We start from the raw sequence: 20243 nt of genomic DNA on the forward strand, positions 1-20243 counted from the left end.
GGGGTCTCTCCGTGGTTCGGGATTGTGGGGTCAGTCGTCGTCGCCGTCTTCGCCGGCGTCGTGGTCGTCGTGATCCTCGAATTCCATTGCGAGGATGGTCAGGCTGGCCGGGTCCAGCTTAACCTCGATCCGGCGACCTTGGGCATCCTCGCCGATGACCTCATAGCAGCCGTCATCCAGCCGGATGCGCGCCACGCGCCAGCCGTTGCGTTCTGCCAGCGCCGCCACCGCATCGCGCGGCTGCCATTCCGACATGGGCACGTTGCAATCTTCTTCGGCGCGGGCCGGAACCGCCAGCACGAGGCAAGCGAGGAGAAGGCTTGTTGACATTCGGATCATACGAGACACTCCGCAGGGCACATCCATGCGGTCCTTCTGCGCCGCGAAACTGACGCCTGCCTGAACGGAAAGGTTTTTCTGCTTAAGGTTCGCGTCAGCTTCGCGGATTAGGCAGGGCGGGACCGATGCAAGGGAACCCGACGGCAATGCGCATCCTGCTGGTGGAAGATGATCGCGTGATTGCCGGCGCGGTGCGCGAACAGGCGGAAAGCGAAGGCCATTCCGTCGATTTGGCCGCGAGGCTGGATGCTGCCGGGGATGCGATGGCCACGGCGCATTTCGACCTGATCCTGCTCGACCTGATGCTGCCCGATGGGCGCGGCTTGCCCTTCCTGCGCGCCCTGCGCGCCAAAGGGGACAGGACGCCCGTCATCATAATGACCGCGCTGGATCAGGTGTCGGACCGGATCGAGGGGCTGAACGCCGGGGCCGACGACTATCTGGTGAAACCCTTCGATCTGAGCGAGCTTTCCGCACGCATCGGCGCCGTCTCGCGGCGCTATGCGGGCAATCCGAACCCGCAGATCCTGCTTGGCGATATGGCCGTCGACATCGCCGCCCGCAACCTGACGAGGGCCGGGCGGCCCATTGCGCTGACCGCGCGGGAATGGGTGCTGCTGGAGGCCTTCCTTGCAAAACCCGGTCAGCTTCTGTCGAAGCCCATGCTGGAAGAGCGGCTCTATTCCTTTGACGCCGAAGTCGAAAGCAACACGATCGAAGTCCACATCAGCCGCCTGCGCAAGAAGCTGGGGGCGGACCTGATCCAGACGGAACGCGGCCTCGGCTACAGGCTTGGCCTGTCATGAAGGCCGCCTCCATCCGCCTGCGCTCTGCCGTCGCGCTGTCGCTGATCGTGACGGCGATCTGGCTTGCCACGGCAGTAATCACCGGGCGACTTCTGTCTGACGAGTTGGACGAAGTTTTCGATTCCGCCCTGCAGGAGACTGGGCAGCGCATCCTGCAGCTTGCCGTGGTCGATGTCCTGAACCGCGAGGAAGAAGGTGTCACGCGCCGCATCACCGGCCTTGCCGACCATGCGGAGCATTTCACCTATGTCGTGCGCGACGCGGCGGGGCGCGTTCTGCTGACCTCGCATCGCGCGGACCCTTCGGATTTCCCGGTCTTTGCCACGTCCGGTTTCCACAGCGATCAGGGCTTCCGCTATTATCAGGAGGCGGCGGTGCGCGGCACCGTCGTTCTGACCATCGCCGAACCACTGTCGCACCGGCACGAGGTCGGGGTGGAAATGGCCTTCGCCCTTGCCCTTCCGCTGCTGGTCATGGTGCCGCTGAGCGTCGTGGCGATCTTCTATGGTCTTGGCTTTGGCCTGCGTCCGCTGGAGCAGTTGCGCGATCAATTGGCGCGGCGCGGCGCAGGCGCGCTATCCCCGCTGCAGGCCGAAGGGCTTCCCTCTGAGCTTCGGCCGGTGGCAGATACGGTGAATGATCTTCTGGCCCGGCTGGAAACCGCCTTTCAGGCGGAGCGCGGCTTTGCCTCCAACGCTGCGCATGAATTGCGAACACCGCTTGCAGGCGCATTGGCGCAGGTGCAGCGACTGGCGCAGCAGTCCCCGGATGCCGAAACGCGCCGCCGCGCGGGCGAGGTGGAGGCGACGCTGAAACGGCTGACCCGTCTGTCGGAGCGGCTGATGCAACTTGCCCGTGCCGAAGGGGCGCGCCTGTTGGTGGATCGGCCCTCGGATCTGCGCGACGTGCTGTCGCTCGTGGTGCGGGATTTCGGCTACGGGGCCGATGCGGGGCGGGTCCTTCTGCGGCTGCCGGACGCGCCTGTGCAATCGCGGCTGGACCCCGACGCGCTGGCCATCCTCGCGCGGAACCTGATCGAGAACGCCCTGCGCCACGGCGATGGCGGCGCGGTGTCCGTTCAGCTTCAGGAGAACGGCCTTCTCTCGGTGGAAAACGATGGCCCGGCCATCGCGGCGGAGGATCTTGCCGGGCTGGACCGCCGCTTTGTCCGGGGGAGCACCGCCGCCGAAGGCAGCGGCCTCGGCCTTGCCATCGTGCAGACCATTGCAGGGCGCATCGGTTCGCGACTGCAGCTTCATTCCCCCATTCCGGGGAGGCAGGACGGCTTTCGCGCCGCACTTGCCCTGCCGACCCATGACCTTCAGCAGATGGAAGAGAGATCATGACGCTCCCCTATGAATCCGCCCATAAGGAACTGCACTATCTCGACCGCGCGGGATGGCTGCGGGCCGCCGTCCTTGGCGCCAATGACGGGATCGTCTCCGTCTCCTCATTGATCGTCGGCGTCGCTGCTGCCGACCCCAGCCGCGCCGCTATCCTGATCGCCGGGGCGGCCGGGCTTGCCGCAGGCGCCATGTCGATGGCCGCCGGGGAATATGTCTCGGTTAGCTCGCAATCCGATGTGGAACGGGCTGACATCGCCCGCGAAAAACAGGCGCTTGTCGATACACCCTCGGCGGAGGAACGCGAACTTGCCTCCATCTACGAATCGCGCGGCCTCTCGCCCCAGACGGCGGCGCTCGTTGCCCGTGAACTGACCGAAAAGGACGCCCTCGCCGCGCATGTGCGCGATGAGCTGGGCCTGTCGGAGGTGCATGCGGCCAATCCGCTGCAGGCGGCCTTCGCCTCAGGCCTGACCTTCACCGTCGCGGCGGCGGTGCCGGTTCTTGCGGCGGCGCTGGCGCCAGAGCAGCAGATCATCCCCGCCGTGGTCGTAGCGACACTGGTCAGCCTTGCCGGCCTCGGCGCACTTGGCGCCCATGCTGGCGGCGCGCCGAAACTGCGCGCGACGGCGCGGGTCCTGTTCTGGGGCGCAGCGGCGATGGCAATCACGGCGGGGGTGGGGCGCATCTTCGGAGTTTCTGTTTAGGAGGAACCACCTGCCAGGATGACGCTGAAGCGCTCTGGATGAAGACAACGGTTTGACCATTCAAGCTGTGACAGTGATGGGATCTGTCGCAAGTTTTCGCGCGAGTATCCGAACAGTCGTTTCGACACCGGGTTCACGCTGCCAAGGCAGCAAATTGGGCGAACGGACAGATTCCGGGCGTCAGCTGCCCTTTGCGGATCATGTTCGCCACCTCGATCCCTTCGAGGGTCGCTGAAGCCGAAGCGAAGGACTTGAACCCGAGCGTCTGTCGGATCCGTTTCTTGATCGTCCGGTGATCCTGCTCAACAATGTTGTTCAGGTATTTGATCCGTGTGATCTCAATTGGGACCGGACAGCCAAAACGTTTCAAAAGTTGGTTTATCGCCTTCAGGCCGGCTGTGTTGGCGCCACTCTTGTCGATGACAATCTTGCGCGGCAGGCCGTTGATCTCGAGCGCACGCGCGAAGAACTTCGTTGCCGCGCCTTTGTTGCGGCGCTCAGAGAGCATGAAATCCAGAGTTTTCCCAAACTTGTCCACGGCCCGATACAGATAAACCCAGTTACCTTTGACCTTGATGTAAGTCTCGTCCATTCGCCAGGACCGATCACATGGCGCCTTTCGACGACGTGCAGTCTCGGCAATCAGCGGTGAATATTTTCCGACCCATCGGTTGAGGGTCGCGTGATCGACCACCACGCCGCGCTCAGCCATAATCTCCTCCAGGTCTCGGTAAGACACGGTGTAGCGAACATAGAAGAACACCGCGAAAAGGATCACATCCTTCGGGAAATGAGCGCCTTTGAACGAAAGCATTCGCGAGTTTCCTCTCTCAGCAGGTCGCGATGAAAGGTCCCGCGCCACGGCCTGCGGCGTCAACTGCCAAAATTTGCGACAGATCCCTGACCGAATGGCCCCTTGTCTCCGCCCCAATGGCCGAGGCAATCACCGGCGCCAGTCGCGCGGCCGTTCAGCGGAACATGGCCTGGATGCAGGCGCGAGGTTTGATCCGAGAAGTGACCGGGCAGGGAAGATTTCGCATGTGGTGTGCACGCGCAGCCTAGGTTGCCTTCTCTCACCCCGGCTCCGTCAAACCGTCAGCATCGGCCTTCGCGCCTGCTTCTGGCAAAAGCCGCAAGAGTGCGATGGCCAGCACCAGCCAACCGATCAGGTTCACGCTTAGCACGCGCGCCGCATAGAGCGCCGCAAGGTCGGGCGGCACTGCCGGGGCAGAAACGGGTGGCAAGGGCGCTCCGAAAAGGTGGGGTGCCAGGATCAGGGCAAGGCCCGCGAGCCGCCCGGGCCAGGACCGCAACCCCGCAGCAAAGAAAATGCCGGCAGCCGTCATCGCGACAGTCGCAACCCACCAGAGTTGCCGGTCCGCCAGTTCCGCTGCCTCCATTCCGGGCAGTTCGGGCGGAAGGTCGATTGCAGGCGCAAGGGACAGGACGGCAAAGCCGATAAGGCCGAGGGCTGTGGCCGGGATCCTCCCGCCGCCGGGCAGAGCCCGGAACGCGGTCAGGCCGGCTCCGGCCAGCAGGCCAAAGCCCGCCCAGGTGAGGATCAGGGTCAGGACCGTCAAGCCATTGCGCACAAGCAAGTTGTCCGTATTTTCCGCGCCCTGCGCATCATGGCCGGGCGTTTCTAGCGGGTTAGGTGCAGGGTCGGGCTTGTTGCTCTCGATCCCGATCAGAACGAGTTCGCCCGTCTCATACCGTTCAGCCTCGACGATCAGGGGTTGGATGAGAAAGAACTGAAAAACGGCAGCCACGAGGCCCGCGATGGCACCCGCGATTACCCCGCCGGACAGCAAGGTCTTTGTCATGTCGATTATCCAGAAACGTCAGTGGCAGGGAAAACCGGTCGCATGACGTGTGTCATGCGTTGCAGCGTGCAATGCGTCAGGCGAAGCAAAACCAGCGGCAAAGATCAGCACTGCGCCAATAAGCGCGCTGGTCAGGATTGGTCCGAACTGGCTCTTCGATTGCTCCGCTGTGGCGGACAGGATTCTGGTGGACATGAAGGTTCTCCGCCCGTCACACCCGACGGGATTAGGGTTGCGCCATCGCTTGGCCGGTCTCCTGGCTCGCGGATTAACACAGTCCTTCGCCTTCCCGGGCATTGGCCCAGTGGCACGATGAAGGACCGCTACCGCATACAGTCGCGGGGGCGGCTGAGGCCTTGGGCGCCGCAATTGGGTCCGCCCTTCCTCATTCCCGATTGAGTTCCAGGACTCTGCGCCCCTTGAACACCAAACAATGAGAGCTTTGCGCCGAACCCCCGCGAAGTCAACTGACTACCGGGAGTGAAAATGCTGCACCGGTACTGCTTTGCCGCTCTGCTGTGTCGTGCAATCAGATCCATGCTCCACCCCGTGCCCGAGGTCAGCCAGGATTGGGCAGTCGGGCCGGTGATCGCCGCAGCATGCGTCGGCTAGGTGGCGCAGTGTGTCGATCATGGCCTGCATCTCGCGCACCTTCCGTTCGAGGCCGTCGATCTGGTCCGTCGCAAGGCGTTTCACATCCGCGCTTTGACGGGTCCGGTCGCGCCAGAGTGCCAGAAGCTCTTCGATCTTCTCGACCGAAAAGCCAAGGTCGCGGGACCGACGAATGAACCGCAGCATCTGCACTTCAGTCGGAGAGTAGACGCGGTAGCCTGATCCGGTCCGCCCTGCGGTGGGAATAAGGCGAATAGATTCGTAGTAGCGGATCATTTTGGCCGACACGCCCGAGGCCTTTGCCGCTTCACCAATGTTCATGATCATGCCTCCTTCAATGCACAACTGCGGCCTGGAACCGCCGCAGCCGGAGGGCGTTTCCAAGAACAAAGACCGACGACAAGGCCATCGCGGCGGCAGCGAAGATCGGTGACAGAAGAACGCCGAAGCTCGGCCACAGCACGCCCGCGGCAACAGGGATCAAGGCAGCGTTATAGGCAAAGGCCCAGAAGAGGTTCTGCCGGATGTTGCGCATCACGGCCTTGGACAGCGCGATGGCGTCCGATACCGCCGTCAGGCGACCGGTCATGAGCACGACGTCCGCCGCCTCGATTGCTACGTCGGTCCCCGTTCCGACAGCAAGGCCAACGTCAGCCTCGGCCAGGGCCGGGGCATCATTGATGCCGTCGCCGACATAGGCGAGCTGTCCCAACGCCTTCAGTCGCTTGACTGCGGCGACCTTGCCGTCCGGCAGCACTTCGGCCACGATCTCGTCGATGCCGAGTTGGCGGGCGATGGCGCCTGCGGTGCGGGCGTTGTCGCCAGTGATCATCGCAACTTTCAGCCCCATAGTGTGCAGGGCGCGGATTGCCGTTGGCGTGGTCTCCTTGATCGGGTCCGCGACAGCAAGGATGGCAGCGAGTTTGCCGTCGATGGCGGCATAGAGCGGCGACTTGCCTTCGTCTCCCAATCGAGCGGCAGTATTCCCAAAGGGCGATACGTCAATCCCCAGTCGGGCCATGTAGCGATCAGCGCCGATCTCGATCCGCTGCCCGCCCGCCTGTGCAGTGACGCCGAAGCCGGTAACGGAGTCGAAGGCTGTGACGGCGGGCAGGGACAAACCTTCGTCTTCTGCGGCCTTTACGATGGCGCGGGCGATCGGGTGCTCGGACTTCGCTTCGACGGCTGCCAAGAGTGACAGAACGGCGGCGCGATCGAAACCTGGTGCAAGATCGAGGTCGGTGAGGCTCGGCCTGCCCTCGGTTAGCGTGCCGGTCTTGTCGAGTGCCACGACCTTCACTCCCTGAAGAGACTGGAGCGCCTCGCCCTTGCGGAACAGCACCCCCATTTCGGCCCCGCGCCCGGTGCCCACCATGATCGAGGTCGGCGTGGCGAGGCCCATGGCGCAGGGGCAAGCGATGATCAGCACGGCTACGGCATTGACAAGACCGAAGGTCAACGCGGGGTCGGGGCCGAAGATCAGCCAAACGGCAAAGGTCAGTGCTGCAAGCGCCATCACTACCGGGACGAACCACATCGTGACCTTGTCGACGAGTGCCTGGATCGGCAGCTTGCCGCCCTGTGCCGCCTCGACCATGCGAATGATTTGAGCGAGCATCGTCGCCTCGCCCACCGCGGTGGCGCGGAACGTGAAGGCACCTGTCTGGTTTACAGTCCCGCCGGTTACCCCATTCCCAGCGGTCTTCTCCACCGGCAGCGGCTCGCCCGAAATCATGCTCTCGTCGATCCAGCTTGCGCCAGTCATTACCTCGCCATCGACTGGCACCCGCTCACCGGGACGGACCTCGACGACATCTCCCGGGCGCACCTCGGAAACAGGCACCTCGACCACCCCGCCGCTGCGGATCACCCGGCCTGTCTTGGCCTGTAGGCCGACCAGCCGCTTGATCGCCTCGGACGTGCGTCCTTTGGCGCGCGCTTCGAGGTAGCGACCGAGCAGGATCAGCGTGACGATCACCGCCGCCGCCTCGTAGTAGACATATGTTGTCCCGGCAGGCAGGAGCCCTGGAGCGAAGGTGGCGACCAGCGAATAGCCGTAGGCGGCCGAGGTGCCGACGGCGACCAGGCTGTTCATGTCGGGGGTGAGGCGGGCAAGCGCAGGCAGGCCCTTGCGGAAAAAGCGCAAGCCGGGGCCGAAGAGGACTGCCGAGGTCAGGGCGAACTGCAAATACCAACTGTTCTGCATCCCGATCGTGTTCATTACGGCCATGTGGACCGACATGAACAGGTGCGACCCCATTTCCAGAACGAAGACCGGTAACGAAAGGGCGGCAGCGATTACAACATCTCGCTTCAGCAACGCTTCTTCTGCGGCCTTTTTCGCTGTCGCGCCATCATGCGCAGCCATAGCTGGGGCTGCGGGGCGGGCGTCATATCCCGCGTCTGCTACCGCTCGGGTCAGCGCCGCCACATCGGCCGATCCTCGCACTGTTGCCCGCTCGGTAGCCAGATTGACGGTGGCAGACGCTACCCCCGGCACTGATGCCAACGCCCGTTCGACCCTCGCCACGCAAGAGGCACAGGTCATGCCTTCGATAGCGAGATCGATGGGCTTTGCTGGCACATCGTAGCCCGCATCTTCGACGGCCCTCACCAACGCACCGCGATCGAGCGCCACGCCCGTAACCTCGGCTCGCTCGGTGGCAAGGTTAACTGATGCCGTCGTCACCCCGGCACAGCTTTCAAAGCCCGTTCGACATGTGCGACGCAGGACGCGCAAGTCATCCCGTCGACGTCGATCGTCATAAGATCGGTATCAATTCGAGACGATTGCTTTGCGAGCATGTTCATCACGGAATTCCTTTCAGGGATGCCTCCGCCGTATGAGATACGGCTTCCCATTATGGTAAGGTCAAGGGGCAACCTGAGATTCGTCATCACGGCTTTGTGGGCTTGACCTTACAACCGTGGGAAGCCCTATCTGATGACGCATGAGGCAAAACCCTGAAGGAGGCACTCATGCAGTTCCATATCGAGAACATGACCTGTGGCGGTTGCGCCAACAGTGTGACGAGGGCGATCCAGTCGGTGGATCCGGCCGCCGACGTCAAGGCGGACCCCAGCACGCAGAAGGTCGAAGTCACGTCCGCAGTTGCGCGTGATCGGCTGGTCGCGGCCCTGACCAAGGTTGGCTACGCCCCTGCCTGAAGCATCCAAAACAATACAGGACATCCGAAAATGAAAAAACGCACAGTAGTGCTCTCCGCAGCAGCCATTGCCGTTGTTGGCGGCCTTGCCATCGCCCAGACCATGGAAGGGATGGACCATTCTAACATGGGCGGAATGGGAGACATGGGCATGATGAGCCACACGTCGCTGATCCCGCCGGAACTCGCCGACAATCCGGCCGCACAGGCCTATGCCGCCGCCATGGATAAGATGATGGCCGACATGATGGTCCCATATACAGGCGATGCGGACGTCGACTTTGTGCGAGGCATGATCCCGCACCACGAAGCCGCAGTCGCCATGGCGCAGATCCAGCTGGAACATGGAACCGACCCTGAAATCCGCAAGCTCGCGGAAGAGGTGATCGCGGCTCAGGAAGCCGAGATTGCCGAGATGAAGGCCTGGCTCGCCGCACGCGGCCTGTAAGGCTCTTCAGTGGCGTGCGGGGTGGCTTGCTCCCGGCCATCCCGCCGCCCGACTGGCAGGGGCTCTTGATCCACCCTGGCAACGTGAAAGGAGCGCAGCTATGTCGGATGCACACCGGAACAAGCATCATCAGCATGGACATGGGATCGCAGCGGGCTCTGGGCCCGCCGACGTTCAGTCGGGCGCTTCGGCAGCCACTGATGAGAGACCTGCAACTGCACATGCAGGACACCATGCCGGGCATGGCGACATGGTCGCCGACTATCAGCGCAGGTTCTGGGTCTCGCTGGTACTCACGATCCCTGTTCTGATCCTTTCGCCCATGGTGCGCGACTTTGCGGGGCAGGGGATGACGCCGCTGTTTACCGCCGAGGAGTGGGTCGCACTTGCCCTGTCCTCCATCATCTACTTCTGGGGCGGTTGGCCTTTCCTGACTGGCGCGCTTCCGGAGATCCGGACGGGCCGTCCTGGGATGATGACGCTGGTCGCACTGGCGATCTCGACCGCGTATTTCTATTCCGCCGCCGTCACGCTGGGCCTGCCTGGTGGTGAGCCGTTCTATTGGGAACTGGCCACGCTGGTGACCATCATGCTGCTGGGTCACTGGCTGGAAATGCGGTCGGTTCTCGGTGCATCGCGGGCGCTGGAGGAACTGGTGCGCCTCTTGCCCGACACTGCGCTGCGGGTGACGGCCGATGGCGGCACCGAGGAGGTGGCGGTGGCGGCGCTGATCGCCGGCGACCGGGTGGTGATCCGCCCGGGCGCGAAGGTGCCAGTGGACGGCGTGATCACCGACGGCGTCTCGTCGTTCAATGAGGCGATGCTGACGGGCGAGTCGAAGCCCGTGACGCGCACGGCCGGCGAGACCGTTATCGGCGGGGCGGTCAACGGCGAGGGCGCGGTCACCATCGAGGTCAAGGCAACTGGGGAGGCGACCTACCTTTCGCAGGTCATCGCCATGGTAAAGGCCGCGCAGAACAGCCGGTCGCGCACCCAGGACCTTGCCACCCGCGCGGCCACAGTTCTGACCTGGGTCGCCATCACCGTCGGCCTGGGTTCGTTCGTCTGGTGGATCTGGGCGGGCGAAAGCGTCACCTTCGCACTGGAGCGGATGGTGACGGTGATGGTCATTGCCTGCCCCCACGCGCTTGGCCTTGCCGTGCCGCTGGTGGTGGCAGTCTCGACGTCGCTGGCGGCCAAAAACGGCCTCCTGATCCGCGACCGCGCAGCCTTTGAGCGGGCGCGCGACCTGAACGCTGTGGTGTTCGACAAGACAGGTACACTGACCGAGGGGCGGTTCGGGGTCAGCGATATCGTCATGCTCGACGGTGGCGATGCAGCAGTGGCGCTGCGCATGGCAGCTTCGGTCGAAAGCCAGTCGCAGCACCCGATCGCGCAAGGCATCGTGGCCGATGCCAAGGCCAGGGGGATCGACTTTCCCGCCCCGGAGGGGCTGCACAGCATTACTGGCGCCGGCGTCACCGCTCGGGTGGACGGAGAGGACGTGGCCATCGTCAGCCCCGGCCACCTGCGTCGGCAGAACACCCCTGTGACAGATCCGCGCCTTGCGGCACTGGAGGAGGCGGGCAAGACAGTTGTTGTCCTTGTGAGGGGCGGCAAGCCGCAAGCACTCTTCGCGTTGGCCGACATCGTGCGGTCGGAATCTCGCGATGTTGTGGCGCGCCTCAAAGCCAGGGGTGTGCAGTCGATCATGATGACGGGTGATGCGGAAGGCGTAGCCCGGTCGGTCGCAACCGAGCTGGGGCTGGACGAATACTTCGCTCAGGTCCTGCCCGATCAGAAGGCGGCCCGGGTCAAGGAATTGCGTGCCCGGGGACTGAAGGTTGCTATGGTCGGTGACGGTGTCAACGACGCCCCGGCGTTGGTCGAGGCCGATCTTGGCATCGCCATCGGCGCGGGCACGGATGTGGCGGTAGAATCAGCCGATGTCGTACTCGTCCGCTCCGACCCGCGTGATGTCGAGGCCATTCTCGGCCTGTCGCGGGCCACCTACAACAAGATGGTGCAGAACCTGATCTGGGCCACAGGATACAATGCGTTTGCAATTCCGATGGCCGCGGGGATCACATTCGGCACAGGATTCCTGATGACGCCGGCCGTCGGGGCCGTGTTCATGTCGGCGTCCACCATAATCGTCGCCATCAACGCCCAGCTTTTGCGGCGCTATCGGGGCTGACGCTCCGGTCACATGCCATGCAGCCCGTGCAGGCTGCCGGTCATCAGAACTGGAAACAGGACCGGCGCGGCGACGACAAGGACCAGCAGACGCTCCCGCCATCGCGCCAGCCGCCAACACAGGAAGGCGGCCAGTGTCACGACCAAGGCGACCTCGAACAACCCGAAAAAATTGCCATAGAACCGCGCGTCCCAATAACTGACCGGACTGCGGAACACCCAGTCCGAGACGGGCCAGAATTGGCGGCGGGCGTCATCGTGATGGGTCAGGAAATCCGCAAGGGCATGCAGGAGACCGGCACCCGCAAAGGCGCGCAGGATGATCTGTCTGCGCCAGACAGCCAACCCGAGCAGCCCTCCCCAGATAAAGAAGCTGTGGTCAATCGCAAAGACCGACTGCCAGGTCTCCGAGAAGAAAAGCGTGCTGAAGACCTCATGTTCTGGCACGCCAACAACCCGGGTCGCCCAGAGCACCATCGCAAACATCGGCAGGTCCGGGGCCAATCCTCCTGCGAGCGCTGCGACCAGTATTGACGGAACCAGAGGCCGCGCGAAGACAGCAGCCCCGATCAGCATGTGCGACGGCGTGTTCATTGCCTCAGCAGACCGGATCCGGCATGGATGCTTCGTCCTCTGCAATCCGGCGCAGCAGCGCATAGGGGATCGCGCCGTTCAGGACGGTCCGTCCCACCACCAAGCCCGGTGTGCCGACAAACCCGAATATGTCGGCAAGTGCCCGCGTCCGGTCGAGGTCTGCCTGCACGTCAGGCGAGGCCATGTCGCGGGCCAGCCGGTCGGCGTCGAGACCGACGTCGGCCGCCACGCGCAGGACTGAGGCCTCCTCGGCCACGAGCGGTGTTCGCATGAAGCGTCGGCGAAGCTCCTGCTGCTTGCCTTGCCGTGCAGCCGCGACCGAAGCGCGCGCGGCAAGCTCGGAGGGAGGTCCGAAGATGGGGAGTTCATGTTGGACAAGGCGGAAGGAGGCTGGAAATTCGGCCAGCAATGTGTCGAGGTCCTGCTCCAGCGCCCGGCAGTAGGGGCAGCGGAACTCGCTGAAATAGGCAATCGGCACGACTCCCGGTGTCCCGTCGGTGCCAAAGAGGGCAGGGCAGGGGTCGACACGCACAACGTCAGCACGCGCGCGGCGCTGGTCTGCATCTTCTGACGGCGGATCGAGGCCTACGAATGCCGGCGTTGCTCCGGACGTTTGGCCACCCCCTTCAAGTCGACGAAACGGCGGCAGATCCGCAATGTCGACATAGCGCGGCCCGCGTCCCGGGAGCCGGTCCCAGGGAAGCGCACGCAAACCATAGATCAGGGCAACGATCCCGCCGAAGACGAGAAGGTCGCGGCGTCTCACGGTCACACCACGGTTACGGGTGTGCCGAGGGGCACCTGTTCGTATAGCTGGATCACGTGCTCGTTCAGCATCCGGATACAACCGTTCGAGACGGACTGACCAATTGACCACGGCTCGGTCGTGCCATGGATACGGTAGTACGTGTCGCGCCCTTCCCGGTAGAGGTAGAGCGCCCGTGCGCCAAGGGGGTTGTTAGGCCCGCCGGGGACGCCGTCGGCGAACTGGGCATAGCGGTCAGGATTGCGGCGGATCATGTCGTTCGTCGGTCGCCAGGACGGCCATTCGGCCTTGCGCTCGATGATCGCGGACCCCCTGAAGGCAAGCCCGGCCTTGCCGACACCGACTCCGTAACGGATCGCACGTTCGGTATCGAAGACATGATAGAGAAAGAAGCTTCGCGGGAACACGAGGATCTGTCCGGGCGCGTGCTGCTCGCGGACGCGCACCTCGCGCGGCTGGAATTCGTCGGCCAGCACGAACGGCTCTGTGGTATGGGCCCGCAGGATGGTGGGCGAGGTCAGCGCCGCAAATGCGGCCCCGCCAATGAGGAAGCGTCGGGAAATCATGCTGTCTCCTGAGAGGAACGAGAAGGACCGGTTTCGTTCAGGGGACGCGTCGCGGCGGAGGGGTGCGGGGAGCCAAACTGCGGCTGGAGCCCATGACCGGCGTGATCTTGAAATGCGACGATCCGGCCACCGACATCAGAGTGACGAGCACTGGCTCGCCGGGGAAAATAAGCTGACATGTTCCGTGTCCTGACCCCTCACCGCAGAAAGCGTCCGGTATCAGAGGTTGGGCGTGAAGTGCGTCAGCATGTACTCCGTGCGGTGATCGTTCTGAATGCGCCAGTCCAAAAAGGGTGGCGAGCAGGAGGAAACTGCACAGGAGGGCCATCATCAACCGCATGGCTGGAGCATAGCCCCTCTCACCTAAGCGCCGACTGATCACATCGGAGTGAGGTGCCAAATTCCTTGCAGGATTGGCGAAAACGCAACGCATTCACCTGTTTGTGACCCGGCCGCGATGCAAGGCCGTTTGACCTTCCCACGTTGGAAGGAAGCAAGTCTTCTGCAAAAAGGAGCAGAACATGCGATTCACTCGACGGCTTTTTGTTGCCGGAGCACTTGCCGCGCCTTTCGTGACCGGTCGCGCCGCCAGCGCGTCGGAAGACACGCCTGGCCCGGTCCGTAACAACATCTCGGCTTTTCGCACCCACGAGTGGCAGGATCACTTCGATGCTCTGGGCGTCGGGATCATCATCTCCGACACGACGGCCAAGGTCCTCCAGCACTGGACGCCAGATGGCCAGATGTATCTCTATCCGACCTCCGTCCCGCTTTCGGACGAGCTGACCCGCCGTGGTTATACCGAGGTCGTCGAGAAACGGGTGAACCCGAGTTGGGCCCCGACACCGTCGATGCGGGAAAGGAACCCGGAATGGCCGGCCTTCGTGCCTGGCGGCGACCCGACCAACCCGCTCGGCACCCGCGCCCTTTACCTGTCGTGGCAATACTACCGCATCCATGGTACGCACGACACGCGCAAGATCGGTCGCCGCTCGTCGAACGGCTGCATCGGGCTCTACAACGAACATATCGAGGAAGTTTTCGACCGGACGCCGGTCGGGACGCAAGTGAAGCTGATCTAGCAAGATGAAACCTTCGTCGACCTCACCGAACCCACTCAAGAACCTGTTTTCGCGCGGGACGTTTCGGTTCGTGTCGATTTGGCTTCTGTCCGTGGTGCTGACGCTTGGCTTGGTCCTCGGACAGACCGCAGAGGCGGGCCCGGTCGAGGATCATCATCCCGGCACGTCGGTCGAGGTCGCGGGCAACGCCGGGCAAGAGACCGCGCCGGCACCTGCTTGCCACCCGGGCCTCGCCTGTTCTGTTTTCGTGCTGCCCGATGGGCCGGTCACAGCACTGTCGTTGTCAATCGTGATCACTCTGCGACCGGACCTGACACAGTTGCAACGCCGCTTTGGCGGCCCGTCCGTCACCCTGCCTCCCCCCCGAACCCGGATCTGACAGTCAGGCCGGACGTGCGTCTGACGGTTCGATAGGCTCTCCGCAGCTCTGTCGACAGTTCAATCTCTGTCAGCCTGACACCAGACAGTTGTGCAAGCCGCACGATCCGCCGGAAGGGCGGGTCGCGGGATCGGTCAACAACAAGAAACCAAGGGCAGTCAGGCAGATGAAACCACAATGGACAGGCGCTTTGGCGCTTGCCGCTTCTGCAGTTGCGGCAGTGGCGCTGGCACATAACGGGGCGACGGGTGTCGTCCTGGAACGGATGAACGGGATGACGGCGATGCGGGACACGGTGGCGGAGCTGGCGCCGATGATGCAGGGCACGGCTCCCTACGACACATTCATCGTGTCAGAGGGTGCGAGTGTCATCGCTGGTCACGCGGGCGAGACGATGCTGTCGCTGTTCCCGGAAGGCAGCCTCGAAGGGGTGACCTATGCCAGGCCGGAGATCTGGTCCGACTGGCAGGACTTCGCAGCGCTTGCAGGAGAATTGAAGACCTACGCCGACGCTCTCGCCGTGGCGGCTCCGAACGGGCTGGAAAAGGCGCTTCCGCCCGCCGACGATATGGCCGGGATGGATCATTCGGCAATGACGATGACCCCGGCTCCGGAAGTCAAGGAGGGTTTCACAGTAGCGGAGCTGATGGGCTACGGCGAAAGGACCCAAGAGGTCCAGGTTGCGCGTGGCACATCGGACCCGGCGACGCTGGCGTTCGATCTGACGACGCTGGCCGCTGACGACCTCTTCACCCGGATCAGCGCCACCTGTTCGTCCTGCCATTCGCAGTACCGCGCGGGCCGGAACTGACCATGCGGGGTCTGATCCGCGCTTCCGTCATTTTCCCGGCCGTGGCGGCGAGCCTCGGGGCCGGTGTTCTGGCGCTATGGCCCATAGGCGCGCCGGAGCCGGCCGCGTTCCCGCCCGGGGATGCAGAACGCGGCGCCTATCTGGCCCGTGCCAGCGGCTGTGTGTCCTGTCACACCAACGCGGCTGCCAAGGGACTGGCGCTCGCCGGAGGTGCGCCTCTCGACACGCCCTTTGGCACTTTCGTGCCCCCGAACATCACCCCGCACACCACCGCCGGGATCGGTGCATGGACCATTCAGGATTTCGCCAAGGCTGTTCGCCAGGGAGTCTCTCCGGAGGGTGACCCCTACTATCCGGTCTTCACCTATTCGTTCTACGCAGGCTTCACCGATCAAGAGATCGCCGACCTGTGGGAAGCATTCCGCACCGTTCCGCCGGTTGCGGATGCTGCCCCGACGCATGATGTCGGGTTTCCGTTCAGCTTTCGCTCGGGGCTGAAGCTCTGGCGCGCTGCCTACCTCGACGCGCCGGAGACGGATGCGCTGATGGGCACATCATCGCCCTGGAACCGCGGGCGTTTGCTCGTCGAAGGGGCGGCGCATTGTGCAGCCTGTCATACCGGCCGAACGCTTGCGGGCGGCCTGAACGCTTCTGCCCGGTTCGCCGGAAACGACAGCCTTCCCGGCGGCAGCAAGGCACCGTCGATCCTGACAGCCGACCTTCTGGAAGGCGGCTGGACGGTCGCGAACCTCGCCTATGCGCTCCAGTCGGGGCTGCTGCCCAATGGGGATGCTTTCGGCGGCAGCATGGCCGAGGTCGTGGCTGAGGGCACCTCGTACCTCACCGACGCCGACCGCGAGGCAATCGCGACCTACCTGCTCGACCCCGACGGCAGCGGGGACATCCCGGAACCCGCGCCTCCTGCCACGGAGACCCCGATGGCGGGGATGGACCACTCGCAAATGGAGATGGGCAATGAGAACTAGAGTGCTCGCAGTGGCGCTTGCTCTGTGCGTCTTTGCCCTTGTTGCCGCGTTCATCTGGGCAACGGTGCGCACACTCGATCCGCGAGACACCGTTGCGGATCAGAGCGTGCCGACAGCCGAAGTGTCGGAAGTCCTTCCGGATGGTCGGATCGACGTCCAGGTCTATGCGCTCGGAAACCGGGATGTCCGCCTCGAGATCCAGTTCACACCGGATGCCGATGCCATCGAATCTGCTGCCATGAGGCCGGACGTGAACTTCGCGATGTTGGAGATGCATATGGACGGCTTTGATCCGCCGCTTCAGTTAGTCGAGGCCGGGGTCTGGCGAGCAAATCTCAAGTTGCCAATGGCTGGACGTTGGGTGGTCAGTGTTGGCTTTGGCGAGGATCGTGCAGAGGTTGAATTTGATGCAAAGTGACGGACCGACACAACAAGCAAGGTACGGTGACACCCTTCACCGGGGCATTCGCGGCATCGCTGTCGGCATCGCGCTGTTCGCCGTTCTCGGGACGGTGACCGCGGTCTGGGCGAACCCCGTCTTTGTCCGCATGACCCCGGTTGGCCCGTGGGAGTTCGGGGCCACCGTCCTGACGGCACTCTTGGCTGGAGTGACAGTGGCGCTCTGGGTTCCCCGATGCAGACTGGGGACGTCCGGGGCAGGCGGTCTTGCGAGTTTCCTCGGCATCGCCTGTCCGACCTGCAACAAGGTCCTGATGCTGATCTTCGGTGGTCCGGCGCTGCTTGCTTGGTTCGACCCGGTAAGGCCCTGGCTCGCCGCGGCCGGGGTCATCATCATGAGCATGGCGGCGCTCAGGACGTGGCGTGCGTTTCGCGATGACAGGGCAGGTGCCGCCGTCGTCGTCAGCAGCGAAAATCCTCCCATGGGAGGGCTAAAGTGAATACTTCAACAGGTTCGCTTTCTGGGATGCGCCGACTTGTGCGGAAGGTGATGGTCCGACACGCGCTTGTGGCCATGGTCGCGACGGGTCTCTTGATCGGCTTTGCTTCGGTTCATGCGGAATGGAGCCCGATGCACCGCTGGAACCGCGCGTTCGGTGATGCCTCGCTCGTCTTGATTGCCCTGTCGATGGGTTTAGGGCCGCTGACACGCTTCCTGCGGGTGGCGGTTCCGCTTCTGCCCTTCCGCCGAGAGATGGGCATTTACGGCTGCCTTCTAGTACTTGTGCATGCATCAATCATCCTCGTCGGCTGGGTCCAATGGGATCTGATGCGGCTCTTAGGGTTCGAATGGCATCCCGAACTTCTGGCCTATGTCATGTACCAGCATGGCTTCGGTCTCGCCAATGCCATCGGCATCGCTGCGCTGGTCCTCGCGGCACTGCTGGCGGCAACCTCCAGCGATTTCGCGATGCGCCGTCTTGGCGTCTCGGGATGGAAGTTCCTGCAGATGGGTGTTCTGCCGATGTGGTGGCTGACCGTGGTCCATGTTGCCTATTTCCTGTTCATGCATTTCCTGAGCTTCCACCGGGCGACACCAGAGCCGAACCCCCTGCAGTACTGGTTCGTCGGACTTGTGGTTCTGGTCCTTGGTCTGCGCGCGGCGGCCTACGTGAAGATCATCCGCGCCAAGGCCCCGTCCGAACTGCCGGGAGAGGAGGCAAGCCGTGCGTCGATCTGAACGCGATCTCGCGCACGCGGCAAAGAAGACGACCCGGCGGTCCCTCCTGCTGGGTGGGGCGATGTCCTCGGTGGTCGGTGTTCTGGGCTTCCGGATGTGGCAACTGGGCGTCCGCGATGCTGAACAGTACTACCTTCTGGCCGAAGAAAACCGGATCAGCCTGCGGCTGGTACGTCCCGACAGGGGTCGCATCTTTGACAGTGCTGGAAAGATCATTGCGGATAACGAACAGGCCTACCGCATCACTCTCGTGCGGGAGGAAGCACGGGATGTCGAAGATGTCCTCGAGAAGCTGCGTCTACTGCTTGGTTTAGACGAGGAGACACTGACCAAGGTCCGCGAGCAGACGGCGCGCGTGCGGGCATTCGTTCCGATTACGGTAAAGGACCGGGTCACCTGGGACGAGCTTTCCATCGTGGCCTTGAACTCTCCCGTGCTTCCCGGTGTTCACCCCGAGATGGTCCTGTCCCGCGTCTATCCGTTTGGGCCGGATTTCGCCCATCAGGTCGGCTACGTGGGACCGGTTAGCGACAGCGATCTGGAAAACGAGGCTGCCGAAGATAAGCCACTGCTCCGCCTTCCCGATTTTGAAGTCGGGAAGACTGGGGTCGAACGCAACCACGAGAGCGCCCTGCGCGGACTGCCGGGAACCCAGCGGGTTGAGGTCAATGTCTCCGGCCGCACGATGCGCGAGCTGGCGCTTGACCCTGCCACTCCGGGCCCGGACATGCAGGTCACCCTCGACCACCATCTGCAGAACTTCATGCGGGTCCGGCTGGAAGGGCAAAGTGCCGCTGCGATCGTGATGGACGTGACGAACGGCGATTTGCTTGGCTGCACCTCTGCGCCCTCCTTCGATCCGAACCTTTTCGTCCGCGGGATTTCCAGCCGCGACTACGGCGCGCTCCGTGACAGCGAATTCCGCCCGCTTGCCGACAAGACGGTGCAGGGGGCCTATCCGCCGGGATCGACGATCAAGATGTCGAATGCGCTGGCCGCGCTGGAAACCGGCTTGATGGACCCGGAAGAGACGGTCGCTTGCAACGGCTTTGTCGAGATCTCTGGCCGCAGGTTCCACTGCTGGAAGCGCGGCGGTCATGGCCGGGTGAACATGGTCGGCGCGCTGCGCGAGTCCTGCGACGTATACTTTTACGAGGTCGCGCAGCGCATCGGCATTGACGGCATCTTCGCGATGAACGACCGGCTGGGACTTGGCCAGAAGTACGACCTTCCGCTGTCCGGCATGGCGCACGGCAACAATCCATCGCGTGCTTGGAAGCAGGAACGGTACGGGCAGGACTGGCTGATCGGGGACACCATCAATGCCTCGATTGGCCAAGGCTTCACGCTAGCCTCGCCGATCCAGCTTGCCACCATGACGGCGCGACTGGCTTCGGGGACCGCCGTGTTGCCCCGACTGGTGCGACCGCGTACCGGGCAGGACCAGGATACGGCTGCTCCGGCCCCGCTCGGTCTGTCGGCCGATGCACTGACCATTGTGCGACAGGGCATGTTCGAGGTCTCGAACCACGAGCGCGGGACGGCCTATTCCTCGCGGATCGCCGATCCGGCATTGGCGATGGCCGGCAAGACGGGAACGAGCCAGGTCTTCTCGATCACCGCTGCCGAGCGGGCGGCAGGCGTCCGCTCGCAGGACGAGCTGCCGTGGAACCGGCGCGATCACGCGCTGTTCGTGGCCTTTGCACCCTTTGATGCGCCGCGCTTTGCTGTCACGGTCGTTGTGGAACACGGCGGTGGCGGGTCAACGGCAGCGGCGCCAATTGCGCGCGACATCATGCTGTTTGCACAGCATGGCGGCCTGCCACCTGAGGACGCCTATCCGGCATCGCAGAGGGCGCGCATACGGGAGGACCTCGCCCTGCTGTCCGAACGCATACTGCCGCCGGACGGCACGACCGCCACGGTGAGCCGGACATGATGCACCGTCTCAGAAGAGCATTGTGCCGAAGCGTTCCTGG

At 63.6% G+C, this 20243-nt stretch carries 22 protein-coding genes, 2 pseudogenes and 1 riboswitch; of the genes and pseudogenes, 15 read left to right on the forward strand and 9 right to left on the reverse strand.

What is annotated here, in order from left to right; translation table 11 throughout:
* Positions 1-30: 30 nt before the first annotated feature.
* Complete coding sequence (locus TabM4_RS21220) at positions 31-330, reverse strand: PepSY domain-containing protein (protein ID WP_434622270.1); 300 nt, start codon at positions 328-330, stop codon at positions 31-33.
* A 155-nt stretch (positions 331-485) separates the two neighbouring features.
* Here TabM4_RS21220 and TabM4_RS21225 point away from each other — a divergent pair, with 155 nt between their 5' ends.
* The 3 genes from TabM4_RS21225 to TabM4_RS21235 are packed head-to-tail and all read left to right on the forward strand — an operon-like array spanning position 486 to position 3195.
* Complete coding sequence (locus TabM4_RS21225) at positions 486-1145, forward strand: response regulator transcription factor (RefSeq protein ID WP_434622830.1); 660 nt, start codon at positions 486-488, stop codon at positions 1143-1145.
* Entirely contained in the window at positions 1142-2491 is a 1350-nt protein-coding gene (locus TabM4_RS21230; RefSeq protein ID WP_434622272.1) for an ATP-binding protein, read from the forward strand. Before TabM4_RS21225 ends, TabM4_RS21230 begins: the two co-directional genes overlap by 4 nt.
* The gene (locus tag TabM4_RS21235) at positions 2488-3195 is read left to right on the forward strand and encodes a VIT1/CCC1 transporter family protein (protein ID WP_434622274.1); all 708 of its coding nucleotides are present in this window, start codon (positions 2488-2490) and stop codon (positions 3193-3195) included. Before TabM4_RS21230 ends, TabM4_RS21235 begins: the two co-directional genes overlap by 4 nt.
* A 133-nt stretch (positions 3196-3328) precedes the next feature.
* On the opposite strand, the gene TabM4_RS21240 is transcribed toward TabM4_RS21235, so the two are convergent.
* On the reverse strand, positions 3329-4009 hold the full coding sequence (locus TabM4_RS21240; RefSeq protein ID WP_434622276.1) for an IS6 family transposase: 681 nt from the start codon (positions 4007-4009) through the stop codon (positions 3329-3331).
* A gap of 86 nt (positions 4010-4095) precedes the next feature.
* Here TabM4_RS21240 and TabM4_RS21245 point away from each other — a divergent pair.
* A pseudogene (locus tag TabM4_RS21245) lies at positions 4096-4257 on the forward strand (helix-turn-helix domain-containing protein); the annotation flags it as partial.
* Between the two features lie 11 nt (positions 4258-4268).
* Here the strand turns inward: TabM4_RS21245 and TabM4_RS21250 are convergent.
* The 4 genes and pseudogenes from TabM4_RS21250 to TabM4_RS21265 all read right to left on the reverse strand — a co-directional run bounded on the left by TabM4_RS21250 (position 4269) and on the right by TabM4_RS21265 (position 8441).
* Entirely contained in the window at positions 4269-5018 is a 750-nt protein-coding gene (locus TabM4_RS21250) for a CbtA family protein (RefSeq protein ID WP_051294560.1), read from the reverse strand.
* Between the two features lie 18 nt (positions 5019-5036).
* Positions 5037-5213, reverse strand: coding sequence for a CbtB domain-containing protein (locus TabM4_RS21255; RefSeq protein ID WP_084450957.1), 177 nt, complete (start codon positions 5211-5213; stop codon positions 5037-5039).
* 34 nt (positions 5214-5247) lie between these two features.
* A riboswitch (cobalamin riboswitch) is annotated at positions 5248-5464 on the reverse strand.
* Between the two features lie 25 nt (positions 5465-5489).
* The gene (gene cueR, locus TabM4_RS21260; RefSeq protein ID WP_051294570.1) at positions 5490-5951 is read right to left on the reverse strand and encodes a Cu(I)-responsive transcriptional regulator; all 462 of its coding nucleotides are present in this window, start codon (positions 5949-5951) and stop codon (positions 5490-5492) included.
* 13 nt (positions 5952-5964) lie between these two features.
* A pseudogene (locus TabM4_RS21265) lies at positions 5965-8441 on the reverse strand (heavy metal translocating P-type ATPase).
* 168 nt (positions 8442-8609) lie between these two features.
* On the opposite strand from TabM4_RS21265, the gene TabM4_RS21270 reads away from it, so the two are divergent.
* The 3 genes from TabM4_RS21270 (at position 8610) to TabM4_RS21280 (ending at position 11442) form a co-directional block, all read left to right on the forward strand.
* Positions 8610-8798 carry a heavy-metal-associated domain-containing protein gene (locus tag TabM4_RS21270; RefSeq protein ID WP_028030797.1) on the forward strand — a complete coding sequence of 63 codons (189 nt, stop codon included), beginning with the start codon at positions 8610-8612 and terminating at the stop codon, positions 8796-8798.
* Between the two features lie 30 nt (positions 8799-8828).
* Complete coding sequence (gene copM, locus TabM4_RS21275; protein WP_028030798.1) at positions 8829-9245, forward strand: CopM family metallochaperone; 417 nt, start codon at positions 8829-8831, stop codon at positions 9243-9245.
* A 250-nt stretch (positions 9246-9495) separates the two neighbouring features.
* Complete coding sequence (locus tag TabM4_RS21280) at positions 9496-11442, forward strand: copper-translocating P-type ATPase (protein WP_035026285.1); 1947 nt, start codon at positions 9496-9498, stop codon at positions 11440-11442.
* Between the two features lie 8 nt (positions 11443-11450).
* On the opposite strand, the gene TabM4_RS21285 is transcribed toward TabM4_RS21280, so the two are convergent.
* From TabM4_RS21285 to TabM4_RS21295, 3 genes are all read right to left on the reverse strand, one after another.
* Complete coding sequence (locus TabM4_RS21285; RefSeq protein ID WP_434622280.1) at positions 11451-12035, reverse strand: cobalamin biosynthesis protein CobQ; 585 nt, start codon at positions 12033-12035, stop codon at positions 11451-11453.
* Between the two features lie 4 nt (positions 12036-12039).
* Positions 12040-12567, reverse strand: coding sequence for a DsbA family protein (locus TabM4_RS21290; protein WP_434622282.1), 528 nt, complete (start codon positions 12565-12567; stop codon positions 12040-12042).
* A gap of 236 nt (positions 12568-12803) precedes the next feature.
* Entirely contained in the window at positions 12804-13367 is a 564-nt protein-coding gene (locus TabM4_RS21295; protein WP_434622284.1) for a L,D-transpeptidase, read from the reverse strand.
* Between the two features lie 521 nt (positions 13368-13888).
* On the opposite strand from TabM4_RS21295, the gene TabM4_RS21300 reads away from it, so the two are divergent.
* The 8 genes from TabM4_RS21300 to mrdA all read left to right on the forward strand — a co-directional run bounded on the left by TabM4_RS21300 (position 13889) and on the right by mrdA (position 20203).
* A complete protein-coding gene (locus TabM4_RS21300; protein WP_434622286.1) occupies positions 13889-14449 on the forward strand; it encodes a L,D-transpeptidase in 561 nt (186 codons plus the stop codon).
* Positions 14450-14453: 4 nt separating this feature from the next.
* Positions 14454-14828 (forward strand): hypothetical protein, encoded by a 375-nt coding sequence (locus TabM4_RS21305; protein WP_434622288.1) that lies wholly within the window; start codon positions 14454-14456, stop codon positions 14826-14828.
* 166 nt (positions 14829-14994) lie between these two features.
* On the forward strand, positions 14995-15639 hold the full coding sequence (locus TabM4_RS21310; protein ID WP_434622290.1) for a c-type cytochrome: 645 nt from the start codon (positions 14995-14997) through the stop codon (positions 15637-15639).
* A gap of 2 nt (positions 15640-15641) precedes the next feature.
* Positions 15642-16625 carry a cytochrome C gene (locus TabM4_RS21315; RefSeq protein WP_434622292.1) on the forward strand — a complete coding sequence of 328 codons (984 nt, stop codon included), beginning with the start codon at positions 15642-15644 and terminating at the stop codon, positions 16623-16625.
* A gap of 1 nt (position 16626) precedes the next feature.
* The gene (locus TabM4_RS21320) at positions 16627-17043 is read left to right on the forward strand and encodes a FixH family protein (RefSeq protein ID WP_370208263.1); all 417 of its coding nucleotides are present in this window, start codon (positions 16627-16629) and stop codon (positions 17041-17043) included.
* Positions 17033-17524 (forward strand): hypothetical protein, encoded by a 492-nt coding sequence (locus tag TabM4_RS21325; RefSeq protein ID WP_434622295.1) that lies wholly within the window; start codon positions 17033-17035, stop codon positions 17522-17524. The genes TabM4_RS21320 and TabM4_RS21325 overlap by 11 nt, the downstream gene beginning before the upstream one ends.
* Before the next feature lie 50 nt (positions 17525-17574).
* Positions 17575-18264: a ferric reductase-like transmembrane domain-containing protein gene (locus tag TabM4_RS21330; RefSeq protein ID WP_434622297.1), complete on the forward strand. Its 690-nt coding sequence runs from the start codon at positions 17575-17577 to the stop codon at positions 18262-18264.
* Positions 18251-20203 (forward strand): penicillin-binding protein 2, encoded by a 1953-nt coding sequence (gene mrdA / locus TabM4_RS21335; RefSeq protein WP_434622299.1) that lies wholly within the window; start codon positions 18251-18253, stop codon positions 20201-20203. The genes TabM4_RS21330 and mrdA overlap by 14 nt, the downstream gene beginning before the upstream one ends.
* Positions 20204-20243: the final 40 nt, after the last annotated feature.

It is taken from the genome of Tabrizicola sp. M-4, from assembly GCF_051132405.1.
Taxonomy (GTDB): domain Bacteria; phylum Pseudomonadota; class Alphaproteobacteria; order Rhodobacterales; family Rhodobacteraceae; genus Paragemmobacter.